14 protein-coding genes are annotated in these 14,485 nt (G+C 41.6%); all 14 read left to right on the forward strand.

From position 1 onward, the window contains the following. Window positions 1-39: 39 nt before the first annotated feature. The 14 genes from BN997_RS06025 to BN997_RS06080 all read left to right on the forward strand — a co-directional run bounded on the left by BN997_RS06025 (window position 40) and on the right by BN997_RS06080 (window position 14,480). Window positions 40-897 carry a MetQ/NlpA family ABC transporter substrate-binding protein gene (locus BN997_RS06025; protein ID WP_042530558.1) on the forward strand — a complete coding sequence of 286 codons (858 nt, stop codon included), beginning with the start codon at window positions 40-42 and terminating at the stop codon, window positions 895-897. A 197-nt stretch (window positions 898-1,094) separates the two neighbouring features. Then, complete coding sequence (locus BN997_RS23140; RefSeq protein ID WP_175297017.1) at window positions 1,095-1,247, forward strand: YuzK family famiily protein; 153 nt, start codon at window positions 1,095-1,097, stop codon at window positions 1,245-1,247. Window positions 1,248-1,459: 212 nt separating this feature from the next. Continuing rightward, window positions 1,460-2,248, forward strand: a complete 789-nt coding sequence (sufC, locus tag BN997_RS06030; RefSeq protein ID WP_042530560.1) for a Fe-S cluster assembly ATPase SufC — start codon at window positions 1,460-1,462, stop codon at window positions 2,246-2,248. A gap of 17 nt (window positions 2,249-2,265) precedes the next feature. After that, entirely contained in the window at window positions 2,266-3,576 is a 1,311-nt protein-coding gene (gene sufD, locus BN997_RS06035) for a Fe-S cluster assembly protein SufD (protein WP_042530562.1), read from the forward strand. After that, complete coding sequence (locus tag BN997_RS06040) at window positions 3,576-4,799, forward strand: cysteine desulfurase (RefSeq protein ID WP_042530564.1); 1,224 nt, start codon at window positions 3,576-3,578, stop codon at window positions 4,797-4,799. The genes sufD and BN997_RS06040 overlap by 1 nt, the downstream gene beginning before the upstream one ends. Continuing rightward, window positions 4,786-5,214, forward strand: a complete 429-nt coding sequence (sufU, locus tag BN997_RS06045) for a Fe-S cluster assembly sulfur transfer protein SufU (RefSeq protein ID WP_042530566.1) — start codon at window positions 4,786-4,788, stop codon at window positions 5,212-5,214. The genes BN997_RS06040 and sufU overlap by 14 nt, the downstream gene beginning before the upstream one ends. Window positions 5,215-5,252: 38 nt before the next feature. Further along, window positions 5,253-6,650, forward strand: a complete 1,398-nt coding sequence (gene sufB, locus BN997_RS06050) for a Fe-S cluster assembly protein SufB (RefSeq protein WP_042530568.1) — start codon at window positions 5,253-5,255, stop codon at window positions 6,648-6,650. Between the two features lie 270 nt (window positions 6,651-6,920). Then, a complete protein-coding gene (locus BN997_RS06055) occupies window positions 6,921-7,907 on the forward strand; it encodes a TraB/GumN family protein (RefSeq protein ID WP_042530570.1) in 987 nt (328 codons plus the stop codon). Window positions 7,908-8,641: 734 nt separating this feature from the next. Continuing rightward, a complete protein-coding gene (locus tag BN997_RS22470; RefSeq protein ID WP_226894844.1) occupies window positions 8,642-8,767 on the forward strand; it encodes a YezD family protein in 126 nt (41 codons plus the stop codon). Window positions 8,768-8,883: 116 nt separating this feature from the next. Then, window positions 8,884-9,597 (forward strand): phosphoadenylyl-sulfate reductase, encoded by a 714-nt coding sequence (locus BN997_RS06060; protein WP_042530572.1) that lies wholly within the window; start codon window positions 8,884-8,886, stop codon window positions 9,595-9,597. Between the two features lie 45 nt (window positions 9,598-9,642). Then, complete coding sequence (sat, locus tag BN997_RS06065; RefSeq protein WP_042530573.1) at window positions 9,643-10,788, forward strand: sulfate adenylyltransferase; 1,146 nt, start codon at window positions 9,643-9,645, stop codon at window positions 10,786-10,788. Window positions 10,789-10,816: 28 nt separating this feature from the next. Next, on the forward strand, window positions 10,817-11,893 hold the full coding sequence (locus tag BN997_RS06070; protein ID WP_042530575.1) for an inorganic phosphate transporter: 1,077 nt from the start codon (window positions 10,817-10,819) through the stop codon (window positions 11,891-11,893). Window positions 11,894-11,950: 57 nt separating this feature from the next. Continuing rightward, a complete protein-coding gene (gene cysC / locus BN997_RS06075) occupies window positions 11,951-12,559 on the forward strand; it encodes an adenylyl-sulfate kinase (protein WP_042530577.1) in 609 nt (202 codons plus the stop codon). An 82-nt stretch (window positions 12,560-12,641) separates the two neighbouring features. Beyond that, on the forward strand, window positions 12,642-14,480 hold the full coding sequence (locus BN997_RS06080; RefSeq protein ID WP_042530579.1) for an assimilatory sulfite reductase (NADPH) flavoprotein subunit: 1,839 nt from the start codon (window positions 12,642-12,644) through the stop codon (window positions 14,478-14,480). Window positions 14,481-14,485: the final 5 nt, after the last annotated feature.

The raw sequence follows: 14,485 nt of genomic DNA on the forward strand, positions 1-14,485 counted from the left end.
CTTGATTCACATAATAAAAAATAAAAAGGGGCGTTCAACATGAAAAAGCTTTGGTTTTTAGCAGCTGCGAGTTTGATTTTATTATTAGCAGCATGCGGAGGAAATGATGATTCTTCCAACAACGAAGAAGGTACAGGCAGTGATGGGGACGAGCCGGCTGAAATTACAGTAGGTGCTTCCAGTATCCCGCATGCTGAAATCTTAGAAGAAGCAGCACCATTATTAGAAGAAGAAGGAATTACATTAGAAATTGAACAGTATGAAGACTATGTTTTACCGAATGATGATTTAGATAATGGAACACTGGATGCGAACTTCTTCCAGCATCAGCCGTTTCTTGACCAAACGATAGAGGATGCCGGATATGAGATTGAATCTATCGGCGGGGGTCATGTAGAACCAATGGGAGTCTATTCTCAAGGTATTGAAAGTATTGATGATATTCCAGATGGAACAGAGGTAGTATTAAGTAACTCTGTATCAGATCAGGGGAGAATTTTATCTTTATTTGAAGCAAATGGATTAATTACATTAAATGAAGATGTGGATAAAGTTGCTGCAACAATAGACGATATTGAGGAAAATCCGAAAGATTTATCCTTCCACCCGGACGTTGCTCCTGAGATTACACCGGATATTTATAATAGTGAAGAAGATTCATTAGTGGTTATTAACACCAACTTTGCTATCGGAGCAGGATTAAATCCACTTGAAGATGCGCTTTTCATTGAAGGCGATGAATCAGATTATGTAAATGTTATAGCTGTACGTTCAGAAGACAAAGACAGCGAAGCATTAAATACATTAGTAGAGGTACTGCAATCTCAAGAAATTCAGGATTTTATTACGGATAACTATGATGGTGCTGTAATTCCAACACCAACTGATGCAGAATAAAGAGCATTTCCGAAGAATACTAAGAATGTGAGAGTATATCCACCTATAGCGAAAGATTTTCATAAATTATCCGAAAATATAAGTTTAAATCGATTTTGAGCGGGAATCATACCTGTGTTAGCATATTGAATGTGTTAAACAAACCGAAAGGATGATTTATTATTACCACTGAAAATGGTTTAAGCTACACTTCGGAAATGGAAAAAGGAATTGGTCAATCAAGAGGTGTCAATTACGAGGAATATGACCGAAGCTTGAATAAAAAGTTAAAAGTGGAAAAAGAAAGAGAACAGGAATACCAGAAGGCGAAGAGACTTTCTACAGAAGCAGTTTCTGGTAATTTAAGATAAAAATAACAAAAGCTGATGTCACGGGGCATCAGCTTTTTAAATGGGAACAGACTATGAAAAAAGTGTCTAAAGAAGCATATTTAAAAGCTTTTTTAAGACGAATGATAACAGTTGCGAATTAATTTGAAATGCTTTAAGATTGTAATGAGAATAAATTGAGAATGGATATCATATTCATTTCATTTAAAATACAGTTTTTGGAGGTATGATTTATGTCAGGCTCAGTATTAGAAGTTAAGAATCTTCACGTATCTATTGAAGATAAGGAGATATTAAAAGGGGTAGACCTAACCATTAAAGGTGGAGAATTCCATGCTGTCATGGGACCGAATGGTACAGGTAAATCCACATTGGCATCTGCCATTATGGGTCACCCTAAATATGAAATAACAGAAGGGTCCATCACCCTTGACGGGGAAGATGTTTTAGAGATGGAAGTAGACGAACGTGCCCGTGCCGGTCTGTTTTTAGCAATGCAGTACCCAAGTGAAATCAGCGGTGTAACTACTTCTGACTTCTTACGTTCTGCGATTAATGCAAAACGCGAAGAAGGCGATGAAATTCCATTGATGAAATTCATCAAAAAATTGGATAAGGACTTAGATTACCTTGATATTGATCAAAATATGGCAACACGTTACCTTAATGAAGGTTTCTCCGGCGGGGAGAAAAAGCGTAATGAAATTCTGCAATTAATGCAGCTGGAGCCAAACATTGCTATCCTTGATGAAATTGATTCAGGGCTGGATATCGACGCATTAAAAGTAGTATCAAAAGGAATCAACCAAATGCGTTCGGATAATTTTGGCTGCTTGATTATTACTCACTATCAACGTCTATTAAACTATATTACACCTGATTTCGTACACGTAATGATGCAGGGACGCGTTGTGAAGTCTGGCGGACCAGAGTTAGCAAAACGTCTTGAAGCAGAAGGTTACGAGTGGATTAAAGAAGAATTAGGAATCGAAGACGAAGAAACTGCAGAACAAAACGCGTAATGTAAGGAGGGATAATCATGACTGTAGAAACAAAGCTTTCATTCAATCAAGAATATATCCAGGCATTTTCCAAAGAACGAAATGAACCCGGCTGGATGGCTACGCTTCGTTCCAAAGCTTTGGAAATGGCTGATTCGCTAGAAATGCCAAAACCAGATAAAACAAAGATTTCAAACTGGAATTTTACAGATTTCCAGCATTCCTATAAAGAAGCGGCAAAAATTGCTTCTCTTGATGAACTGCCTGAAGAATTAAAAGAATACTTTGATGAAGATGCCAGCATGGAGAATCTCTATATTCAGCGTAATCAGACAGCTGCATATAACAGCCTTGCGCAGAAGCTTCAGGATAAAGGGGTTATTTTCACAGATATTTTTACAGCAGTCAGAGAGCACAGCGAGCTGGTTGAAAAATATTATATGAATGATGCAGTTGCTGTTGATCAGAACCGTTTAACAGCGCTTCATGCAGCACTGATGAACGGCGGCGTATTTGTATATGTTCCTAAAAATGTACAGGTGGAAGAACCGCTTCAAGCAATCTTCTGGCAGGAAGATAACAGCAGCGCATTATTGAATCACGTGCTTGTTGTAGCAGAAGAAGGCAGCTCATTAACCTATGTAGAAAACTATATTTCTCATAATGATACAGAAGAAAACGTTGCGAACCTTGTAACGGAAGTATTTGCGCATGATAACGCACAGGTTGCTTACGGTGCAGTAGATAACTTTGCTGCCGGCACAACTACGTATGTGAACCGTCGCGGTGTTGCTAAGCGTGATGCAAGAATTGACTGGGCACTTGGACAAATGAACGATGGAAATACGGTTTCTGAAAACATTACCTACCTTATGGAGGATAATTCAGCTTCCGAAGCAAAAGCAGTATCTGTCGGACGCGGAAAGCAGACACAGAACTTCACGTCAAGCATTCGCCAATTCGGAAAAGAAACCGATGCGTATATTTTACAGCGCGGTGTGATGAAGGGTTCTGCATCTACGATTTTCAATGCTATCGGTAAAATTGAACATGGCGGTACAAAATCGAACTCTGAGCAGGAGTCCCGTGTATTGATGCTGAGTGAAAAATCCCGTGGAGATGCCAATCCAATTCTTCTTATTGATGAGGATGACGTAACAGCAGGTCACGCTGCTTCTGTAGGCCGTGTGGATCCGCTGCAAATGTATTATCTTATGAGCAGAGGGTTAGAGCGTGAAGAAGCAGAACGTCTAGTTATTCATGGTTTCTTGGCTCCTGTAGTAGCTCAAATTCCAATTGAGTCAGTACGTAAGCAATTAACACAAGTGATTGAAAGGAAAGTTTATTAATGGATATCAAGGCCATTAAAGAACAATTTCCAATCCTTCAACAGGAAGTAAATGGACACCCCTTAGTATATTTGGATTCTTCTGCGACGTCGCAAAAGCCGATTCAGGTGATTGAAGCGGTGAATGATTATTATAAGCAAAATAATTCCAACGTTCATCGCGGGGTCCATACCCTCGGATCAAGAGCAACCGATCAATACGAAGGAGCACGCGAAAAGATCCGGGAGTTTATCAATGCGGGAAGCACGAAAGAAATTATCTTTAACCGGGGTACCACCGCGGGACTCAACTTGGTAGCATCAAGCTATGCCAGAGATAACGTCGGCCCGGATGATGAAATAGTGATTACGCCAATGGAGCATCATAGTAATTTGATACCGTGGCAGCAGGTTGCTAAAGTAACTGGAGCCCGTCTGGTATATCTGCCATTACAGGAAGACGGCTCGATTTTATTAGACGATGTAAAGAATATAGTGAATGAAAAAACAAAAATCGTTGCGATAACACATGTTTCCAATGTTCTTGGAACGATTAATCCAATAAAAGAAATAGCCGAAATTGCACACCAGCATCAAGCTGTGATGGTTGTGGATGGCGCACAGGGTGCTCCGCATATCAACGTGGATGTGCAGGATATCGATTGCGATTTCTATGCTTTCTCAGGGCATAAGATGTGCGGGCCGACCGGCATTGGCGTTCTTTATGGGAAGCAGGAGCTTTTAGAAAACATGGAGCCGATTGAATTTGGCGGAGAGATGATTGATTTTGTAAATCTACACGATTCTACATGGAAGGAGCTGCCTTGGAAATTCGAAGGCGGTACACCTATCATTGCAGGAGCAATTGGACTTGCAGCAGCAATCGACTTTCTTCAAGAAGTCGGTCAAGATGAAATACTAGCTCATGAAACAGAGCTGGCAGCCTACGCGCTGGAACAGATGCGCACCATCGATGGTATTCAGCTCTATGGACCGGAGAAACGAGCCGGGCTGGTTACGTTTAATCTGGATGATGTACATCCGCATGATACAGCAACCGTGCTTGATGCAGAAGGAATTGCTGTTCGTGCCGGACATCATTGTGCTCAGCCTTTGATGAAATGGCTGGATGTAACAGCAACAGCCAGAGCGAGTTTCTATCTTTATAATACCAAAGAGGATATTGACCTTTTAGTAGCTGGGCTGTTAAAGACAAAGGAGTATTTTGGGAATGGCTTTGAATAACCTCGATACACTTTATAGACAAGTTATTATGGATCATTATAAAAATCCGCGTAACAAAGGAACCTTGGAGAAAGAATCTGTGACAGTAGATATGAACAATCCGACCTGCGGGGATCGTATTCAATTACAATTAGATGTACAAGATGGCATTGTAAAGGACGCGAAATTCCAGGGAGAAGGCTGTTCGATCAGTATGGCATCCGCATCGATGATGACACAGGCAATCAAGGGAATGGAAGTGGAAGCAGCATTGAAAATGTCAGAAGCCTTCTCTGAAATGATGTTAGGACATGACGTCGATTCAGAGGAGATGGGAGATATTGAAGCACTTCAGGGAGTTTCCAAATTTCCTGCACGGATCAAATGTGCAACACTCGCTTGGAAAGCCATGGAAAAGGGTGTACACAACGAATAAGACAGAGTTTTTAATCTGTCAGAGGGAGGTTATTAACAATGGCAAAAAATATGCCGGAAATGGAAGAGTATAAATATGGATTTCACGATAAAGACGTATCTATTTTCCGTACAGAAAAAGGATTAACGCCAAATATTGTTAAAGAAATTTCGAAAATGAAGGAAGAGCCGGAGTGGATGCTCGATTATCGTTTGAAGGCGCTGGAGCATTTTTATAGCCGTCCAATGCCGCAATGGGGCGGAGACCTTACTGGTTTAGACTTCGATGAGATTGTTTATTATGTAAAACCTTCTGAGAAACAAGGCAGAACATGGGATGAAGTGCCTGATGAAATCAAGCAGACGTTTGATAAATTAGGTATCCCGGAGGCAGAACAAAAATATCTTGCCGGTGTATCTGCACAGTATGAATCAGAAGTTGTTTACCACAGCTTGAAAGAAGATCTTCAAGAGCTTGGCATCGTCTTTAAGGACACAGATACAGCACTTAAAGAAAATGAAGAGCTGTTTAAAGAATATTTTGGTAAGGTTATTCCTTACTCAGACAATAAGTTTTCTGCATTAAACTCGGCAGTTTGGTCCGGCGGCTCATTTATCTATGTGCCAAAAGGCGTGGAAGCAACAACGCCATTACAAGCTTACTTCCGTATTAACTCTGAAAATATGGGACAGTTTGAACGTACGCTGATTATTGTAGACGAAGGAGCATCTGTACACTATGTAGAAGGCTGTACAGCACCTGTTTATACAACGAACTCGCTTCACAGTGCTGTTGTTGAGATTATTGTTAAAAAGGATGCCTACTGCCGTTATACAACGATTCAAAACTGGGCAAATAACGTTTATAACCTGGTTACGAAACGTGCGACCTGTGATGCGAATGCAACCATGGAATGGATTGACGGAAACATTGGTTCGAAGTTAACGATGAAATATCCTGCTATCCTGCTCAAAGGAGAAGGTGCACGCGGAAATACGCTTTCTATCGCTTTAGCTGGAAAAGGACAATTACAGGATGCTGGTGCGAAAATGCATCACTTGGCTCCAAATACGTCTTCTACCATCGTGTCTAAGTCTATCTCTAAACAAGGCGGAAAAGTATCTTACCGCGGACTGGTACACTTTGGACGTAAAGCAGACGGAGCTCGTTCCAATATTGAGTGTGATACGCTGATTATGGATAACGAGTCTACTTCAGATACGATTCCGTACAATGAAATTCTAAACGACAACATTTCCTTAGAGCACGAAGCAAAAGTTTCGAAAGTATCTGAGGAACAGCTCTTCTATCTAATGAGCCGCGGCTTATCAGAGGAAGAAGCAACAGAAATGATCGTTATGGGCTTCATTGAACCATTTACAAAAGAACTTCCAATGGAATATGCTGTTGAGATGAATCGATTGATCAGCTTCGAAATGGAAGGTTCTATCGGCTAAGAATGATTATAAGATGAAATAAAAAAGTGGCTTCTGCGGAAGTCACTTTTTTGTACATAAATGCGTATGATTCATATGATAAAAAGTATTTTAGTAAACGAGTTTGTACATAAATAATCATTCTTAGTAAATCTTTATGGGCAATTCTTTGTGAGTAAAATACAGATTTATTTCAAAAGCTTTCCAAATACTCTAGTTATTCTGTTAGAATGAACGTATTGTATTTTTTATAAATAAAAATGATGATGCAGACTAAGGAGGAAAATGGGAATGAAAAAACTTTTATTAGCATTATTCACGCTTTTGCTTGCCGGTGTGCTTACGGCATGCAGTGGGGATGAGGATGCATCCGAACCAGAAGAGACTGCAGAGGAGCCGGCAACAGAAGAGGATGAGGCTGGCGCTGATGAAGTAGAGGAAGAAGAAGCAGAGAGCGGTGAAGGAAAAGGCGGTTTCTTATGGAAGGTAGAATCCGGTGATACCGAAATGTACTTACAAGGAACCATCCATTTAGGAACGGATGACTTTTATCCATTAGATCCAGCGATTGAAGAAGCGTTTGACAGTGCGGATGTGGTACTGCCAGAATTTAATCTGCTGGAGGAAATGCCGGCTCAGGAAGAAGTCTTAGAGTATGCCATGCTGGAAGAGGGGACAACATTGGAAGACGAACTTTCAGACGAGACATATGAAGGGCTTGCTTCTATTTTTGAAGAGAATGGATTAGATTTGGAAACAATGAATGAATTTCAGCCATGGTTTGTAGAGATGATGCTGCTTGAATTTACAACCATGTCCAGTGACGTCGATCCACAAGAAGCCGTTGACCTATACTTCCTTGAAAAAGCAACAGAGGATGAAAAGGAAATTGTTTCATTAGAAAGTGCAGAGGAACAATTTGAAGTGCTGAGCGGTTATTCGATGGAAACACAAGTACAGACATTGGAACTAGCGATTGATGGCTATGAAGAGGCTCCAGAAGAGATGGAGGAGCTTGCTGAAGCTTGGCTTGAAGGAGACATCGAAGCGATGGAAACGATGTCTGATGACTATGGAGAAGCTGGAATCAATGCGGAGTATATGGAAGAATTAAATGATAATCGGAATATTGACATGGCAAACAGCCTGGATGACATTTTACAGGAAGACAGCGGTCAGGTGTATTTTGTTTTCGTAGGCACAGCACACTTTACCGTGGAACCAAGTATTATCACAGAGCTTGAAGACAAAGGCTATGAAGTGGAGCATGTGTATTAAGGAAAATTTGTCAGCTTAAAATGAATTAACTTTTTTAGACACGAAATAGTTGCTTGGAGCGAAACCATTCGCAGTGTGAGCCATTATTTCGTGTTTTTTTGAAATATAATAACTGAAAAAGTGTCTTTTTTGAGATTAAATCATATCATTAAGATAAGAATACTTTTTTATGAAGTTTGATAGTATAATAAGTAATTAATCAAAAAGAATTGAAGCTCATATAAAGTTTTTTAAAGAGTAAGAAATAAAATGTTAAGGATAGCCGCTCCAACGGGTTTCATGGGGTGAGTAATCTTAGGCCCCAGAAATACACTAAGCTTTCGGTGGGCCCCGAGCTCAGCATTCTTTAAAGAAGACTTGCTGATTGGCAAGCCGACAGGCGCAGACAGAGCTAAAGTCACGCTTATTTCCTGCGGGGTTCTTCCCACAGGGGCTGGGACTGCGGTTACTCGCCCCACCGAAAACCATTGCGATTACTCGCCCCATCGAAAAACGTCGCAGCGGACATCTCTTTGGCAAGGGCACCGATGTTTTAAAGACAAAGTGATTTTCCTGGTTTTTTAACAGAAAATCAAAGCAATTTTCATTACATTTAAAAATTTTTAAATGAGTGATTGACAAAAGGCAGAAATATGGATAGAATACTAATAAATCTTATCAAATTACAGGGAATTGAACTTCCTCAAGCAACGAAAAATAATTAGGGGGAAGATAACATGTCAAAAGAGCATGAAATGGATGATTTTTATGTGAAGTTGAAGGAATTATTAAATGACTTGAATTATGGCACCATAACGATTGTGGTTCAAGATGGAAAGGTAATCCAATTAGAGAAAAATGAAAAAGTAAGATTAAAGTAAACACGAAAAAACACTGCTGACTAGACAACTAGAGGCGGCGTTCTGTTCAGAAGAAATTCTGGAGGAGCGGCGTCTTTTTTAATGGTCAAGTATTATCTGAGAAAGAAGGTTTATGCATGCAATTAACCTATCAAAAAGCTGCGGCAGAGGATTATGAATCTCTGAATCAAAAGCTTAAAAAGAAAGACAGCCTGGAGATATTGAAATGGGCATATCAGACCTATGGTGATGAGCTTGTCTACGCCTGCAGCTTTGGGGCGGAAGGTATTGTTTTGATTGATATGATCCATAAGGTAAAAAAAGATGCTGTCATCGTTTTTCTGGATACCGATTTTCATTTTAAAGAAACCTACGAACTCATTGATCGAGTAAAAGAACGGTATCCGAGTTTACGGATTGAAATGACGAAACCGGAGCTGACACCGGAGGAGCAGGCGGAAGTTCATGGTCCTGAGCTATGGAAGGTGAATCCTGATTTATGCTGCAGCATTCGTAAGCTGATTCCTTTGGAGCAGCAATTAAATCAATACACTGCCTGGATATCCGGCTTACGGCGGGAACAATCCCCGACAAGAGCTAATACGGAATTTGTTAATCAAGACAGACGGTTTCAATCGATTAAAATTTGTCCTTTGATTCATTGGACAGAAGAAGAAATCTGGATGTATATCCGTCTGCATCAGCTGCCTTATAATGAGCTTCATGATAAAAATTACCCGAGCATTGGCTGTGAACATTGTACAAAAGCGGTGTTGGCAGGGGAAGACGCAAGAAGCGGCAGATGGGCAGACACAAACAAAACAGAATGCGGCTTACATCTGGATAAATAAGCAATCTAGCCAGGATGAAATTGAATATTATTGGAGGTAAACGTTATGACAACCATTGCTCCACATGGAGGAACATTGATTCAACAGTATGAGCCAGACTATGATACACAGGGAATCACACAGGAAATAGAGCTGGATTCCTTTGCTCTTTCCGATTTAGAGCTGATTGGTATTGGGGGATTCAGCCCGTTAACAGGTTTTATGGGAAAAGCAGATTACGAATCGGTAGTCAGCGATATGCGTCTAGCAGATGGAACGGTTTGGAGTATACCAATCACATTGCCAATTTCAGAAACAGCAGCAAACACATTGGAAATCGGAACACGCGCTAAGTTAACTTTTAACAATGAAGTGTATGGTGTCATCGATATTACCGAGGTGTATGAACCAAATAAATGGAAAGAAGCAAAACAGGTATACCGGACGGATGATCAGGCGCATCCAGGTGTGAAGAAGCTGTTTGAACGTCCTGATTATTATGCAGCTGGTCCAATTACATTAACCAAGCGGCTGCAGCGTGATCGTTTTCAGGCCTATTATCTCGATCCAAAAGAAACCAGAGCACATTTTGAAAAACAAGGCTGGAAAAAGGTAGTCGGCTTTCAAACGAGGAATCCGGTTCACCGGGCTCATGAATATATTCAGAAATCAGCACTCGAAATTGTGGATGGGTTATTCTTAAACCCACTGGTAGGAGATACGAAAGCAGATGATATTCCGGCAGATGTCAGAATGGAAAGCTATGAAGTGCTATTGTCCAAATATTATCCGCGAAACCGGGTATTTCTCGCTGTATTTCCAGCAGCGATGCGTTATGCCGGGCCAAGAGAAGCGATTTTTCATGCATTAGTCCGTAAAAATTATGGCTGTACCCATTTTATTGTCGGCCGGGACCATGCAGGGGTAGGCGACTATTATGGAACCTATGATGCGCAGGTTATCTTCCAGCAATTTTCAGAAGAAGATCTCGAGATTACGCCATTATTTTTTGAACATAGCTTTTATTGCAAAGCATGCGGGAATATGGCATCGACGAAAACATGTCCTCATGACAAAAAAAGCCATGTGATCTTGTCTGGAACAAAGGTACGAGAGATGTTGACCAATGGAATTACTCCTCCTCCTGAATTCAGCCGGAAAGAGGTTGTCGAGGTGCTTATCCGGGGGATGCAGCAGCAAGCAAGTGTGTAAGTAAGAAAGAGAGAGGTGTTTTAGAGTTATGCTGGTTGCTGTTGCTTTTATAATTGCTTTATTTTTTGCGATGAACATTGGAGCCAGCGGAACGGCTGCTTCGATGGGGCCGGCTTATGGGAGCGGTGCTATCCCCAAGAAGAGAACGGCAATGATCCTGGTCAGTATTTTTGCTTTATTAGGTGCCTTATCTGGAGGCGAGGTTGTCCGCACGATTGGAAATGGAATCATTTCCCCAGGGGTCCTTGATGTAGAAATTGTCATTATTATTTTAGCGGCAGCTTGTCTGACTTTATTCTTTGCCAACGTATTAGGAATTCCGCTATCTACGAGTGAAGTGGTTGTCGGTGCAATTATTGGAGCAGGTATCGCTTATCAGGCACTCCTATTCGATCAGTTGATTATCATCATTGCATTTTGGCTGATTACTCCTATTACCGCTTTTTTGCTTGGATTGGTGTTAGGGAAATGGATACGCTATGCGGAAAATCGCTGGAAGGAGCTTACAGAGCTTGGTAAATGGAAGAAACCACTGGCTTTTTTGCTCATCGCGGCCGGCTGTATCGAGGCATATGCTGCTGGAATGAATAATGTAGCTAATGCTGTCGGCCCGTTAGTTGGTGTCGGGCTGCTTGATGTGACCATGGCAGTATTGCTTGGCGGACTTTTCGTATCTCTTGGGGCAGTGTTACTGGGAGGCCGCGTGTTAGAAACAAATGGGAAAAAAATTACGCGGCTGTCCTTGCTGCAGGGAAGTGCTGTTTCTTTGACGGGAGGCAGTCTAGTGATAACGGCATCCATTTTTGGTTTGCCGGTGCCGCTGACACAAATAACAACCTCTGCCATCGTTGGGGTTGGTACAGCAGACAAAGGATTTCAAATGTGGCAGCAGAGCATTGTGAAACAAATTATTAAAGTCTGGGTTGTTTCACCGGTTATTTCATTAGTGCTGTCGTACGGTCTTATTCTTTTATTTAAAACAACGGATTATTATACGCTTTTCGTAATCCTTTCCGTTTTTATTGCCACAGCAGGTGTCTACAGTCTTTATTTGTCTACAAGAGCAGAGCGTCGTTCCACGTATGACGAAGGCGGAGGCATTTAATGCATTAAACCTTAGTAAATACATCAGAATGAACAGTTATAGAAGGATGGTGTTTATTTGAAACAAGAAACAAAACATATCGTTTGGCATGATACGGCTGTACAGAAACAAGAACGGCAGCAGAGAAACCAGCATAAAAGCTGTATTTTATGGTTTACCGGACTTTCCGGAGCAGGGAAGTCAACACTAGCTAATGCATTGGAGCATCGTTTATTTGAACGAGGTTTAAACAGCTATGTGCTGGATGGCGATAATGTCCGGCACGGCCTGAATAAAGGACTTGGCTTCGGTGAAGAAGATCGAAAGGAAAATATCCGCCGAATTGGCGAGGTGGCGAAGCTGTTTGTAGATGCAGGGTTGATTGTCTGCACAGCATTTATTTCTCCATTTGCAGAGGATCGAAATCGGGTGAGAGCGCTGGTTCAAGAGGATGAATTTGTGGAAATTTATGTACGGTGCTCCTTAGAAGCCTGTGAAGACCGCGATCCGAAAGGGCTGTATAAAAAAGCACGTACAGGAGAAATCAGTAATTTTACTGGTATCAGTTCTCCTTATGAGGAACCGCTGCAGCCGGAATTGGTTGTTGATTCTGACCAGCATTCTATTGAAGCATGCGTTAATCAGATGATTACATTCTTACGAGAAAGAAATTATTTGCCAGATTAATAGGTTCGCATAACACATTAAGAGGATATTTAATTTGAACACATCCTTTAAATTTAAAATTAATTTTGAGAGGTAGATAGCGTTGCAATTTCAAGTGAATAATAGTCCATTTAATCAAGAGCAGGTTGAGCTGCTCAATCGTCTATTTCCAACATTGACGGAAACCCAACAAATATGGCTTGGCGGTTATCTTTCTGCTTTACAAAGTGCCGGCGCCGTCCCGGCTGCACCTGTCGCAGAAGCAGTCACAGCGCAATTGCCAACCGCTGCTGTAACAGAAGCTTCCCCGGTAGAGGTGACGGTTCTTTTCGGGTCACAGACAGGGAATTGTCAAGGATTGGCAACAGAGGTGTCAGGAAAGCTAAAAGAAAAAGGAATGAAGGTTACCCTTGCCTCTATGGCTGATTTTAAACCCAATAAGCTGAAAAATCTTCAAAACCTGCTGGTTGTAATCAGTACACAGGGAGAAGGAGATCCGCCGGATACAGCGCTTCAATTTCATGAATTTCTCCACGGACGCCGGGCTCCAAAGCTGGAGGACTTGAATTATTCCGTATTGGCGCTCGGAGACAGCTCTTATGAACTTTTCTGTGAAACTGGCAGACAGTTTGATGAGAGATTGGCAGAATTGGGAGGAAATCGAATTATCGACCGTGTGGATTGTGATTTGGATTATGATGAAGCGGCTGAGGAATGGCTGGAAAATGTATTAAATAAACTTTCTGAGTCACAGGAAACGGCTCAGGCTCCGACAATAGCTGAAGCAGCTGCTGCCGTAGAAACACAAGCTTCCGCATTTTCAAGAACTAATCCATTTGAAGCAGAAATCTTTGAAAGTCTGAATATAAATGGGCGCGGCTCGAATAAAGAAACCTATCATATGGAATTGTCGCTGGAAGGGTCGAACCTGGAGTATGAACCAGGAGACAGCATTGGAATTTATCCTGAAAACGATCCGGTCATTGTCGAAGAGCTTATCAAAGAAACAGGGTGGGCTCCGAATGAGCTGATCCCAGTGAATAAAAAAGGGGATGAAGTTCCTCTGCAAGAAGCATTGCAAAAAAATTATGAAATCACTGTACTGACAAAGCCATTGCTGAAAAAAATAGCGGAATTCACACAAATTCCGGAATTACAGCAATTACTGGAGCAGGGGAATGAAGAAGCGGTAACAGAATATATATACGGACGTGATTTATTAGATTTGATTCGTGATTATCAGATAAAGGATCTTCCGGCAAAGGAATTTATTGCGCTGTTACGAAAAATGCCGCCGAGACTATATTCTGTAGCAAGCAGCTACAAAGCAAATCCGGAGGAGGTTCATTTGACGGTTGGAGCAGTACGTTACCAAACTTATGGCAGAGAGCGGAGCGGCGTTTGCTCTGTGCAATGCGCAGATCGAAAAGAGCCGGGGCAGACCCTTTCCGTTTATGTTCATAAAAACCCGAATTTCAAGCTGCCGGCTGATCCGGATAAACCAATTATCATGATTGGCCCGGGAACTGGAATCGCCCCATTCCGCTCCTTCGTAGAAGAACGTGAAATAATGGAAGCAAACGGAAAGTCATGGCTGTTCTTTGGAGACCAGCATTTTGTTACCGATTTTCTTTATCAGACAGATTGGCAGCGCTGGTTGAAGAGCGGCGTTTTATCTAAAGTAGATGTGGCTTTTTCGCGGGATAAGGCAGAAAAAGTCTATGTACAGCATCGTATGCTGGAGCAAAGCAAGGAGCTTTATGAATGGCTGAAAGAAGGCGCAGTCGTCTACGTATGCGGTGATGAGAAAAACATGGCAAGTGATGTCCACGATACGCTAGTGACTATCCTGGAACGGGAAGGAAATCTCAGTACAGAAGATGCGCAGCATTATTTAATGGAGATGCAGCAGGAGAAACGCTACCAGCGGGATGTCTATTAGTAAGT

Source organism: Oceanobacillus oncorhynchi, assembly GCF_000821065.1.
Lineage (GTDB): Bacteria > Bacillota > Bacilli > Bacillales > Amphibacillaceae > Oceanobacillus > Oceanobacillus oncorhynchi.

Coding starts and splice junctions, on each gene's coding strand:
- BN997_RS06025 (WP_042530558.1), top strand. CDS start 40: ATGAAAAAGCTTTGGTTTTTAGCAGCTGCGAGTTTGATTTTATTATTA.
- BN997_RS23140 (WP_175297017.1), top strand. CDS start 1,095: ATGGAAAAAGGAATTGGTCAATCAAGAGGTGTCAATTACGAGGAATAT.
- sufC (WP_042530560.1), top strand. CDS start 1,460: ATGTCAGGCTCAGTATTAGAAGTTAAGAATCTTCACGTATCTATTGAA.
- sufD (WP_042530562.1), top strand. CDS start 2,266: ATGACTGTAGAAACAAAGCTTTCATTCAATCAAGAATATATCCAGGCA.
- BN997_RS06040 (WP_042530564.1), top strand. CDS start 3,576: ATGGATATCAAGGCCATTAAAGAACAATTTCCAATCCTTCAACAGGAA.
- sufU (WP_042530566.1), top strand. CDS start 4,786: ATGGCTTTGAATAACCTCGATACACTTTATAGACAAGTTATTATGGAT.
- sufB (WP_042530568.1), top strand. CDS start 5,253: ATGGCAAAAAATATGCCGGAAATGGAAGAGTATAAATATGGATTTCAC.
- BN997_RS06055 (WP_042530570.1), top strand. CDS start 6,921: ATGAAAAAACTTTTATTAGCATTATTCACGCTTTTGCTTGCCGGTGTG.
- BN997_RS22470 (WP_226894844.1), top strand. CDS start 8,642: ATGGATGATTTTTATGTGAAGTTGAAGGAATTATTAAATGACTTGAAT.
- BN997_RS06060 (WP_042530572.1), top strand. CDS start 8,884: ATGCAATTAACCTATCAAAAAGCTGCGGCAGAGGATTATGAATCTCTG.
- sat (WP_042530573.1), top strand. CDS start 9,643: ATGACAACCATTGCTCCACATGGAGGAACATTGATTCAACAGTATGAG.
- BN997_RS06070 (WP_042530575.1), top strand. CDS start 10,817: ATGCTGGTTGCTGTTGCTTTTATAATTGCTTTATTTTTTGCGATGAAC.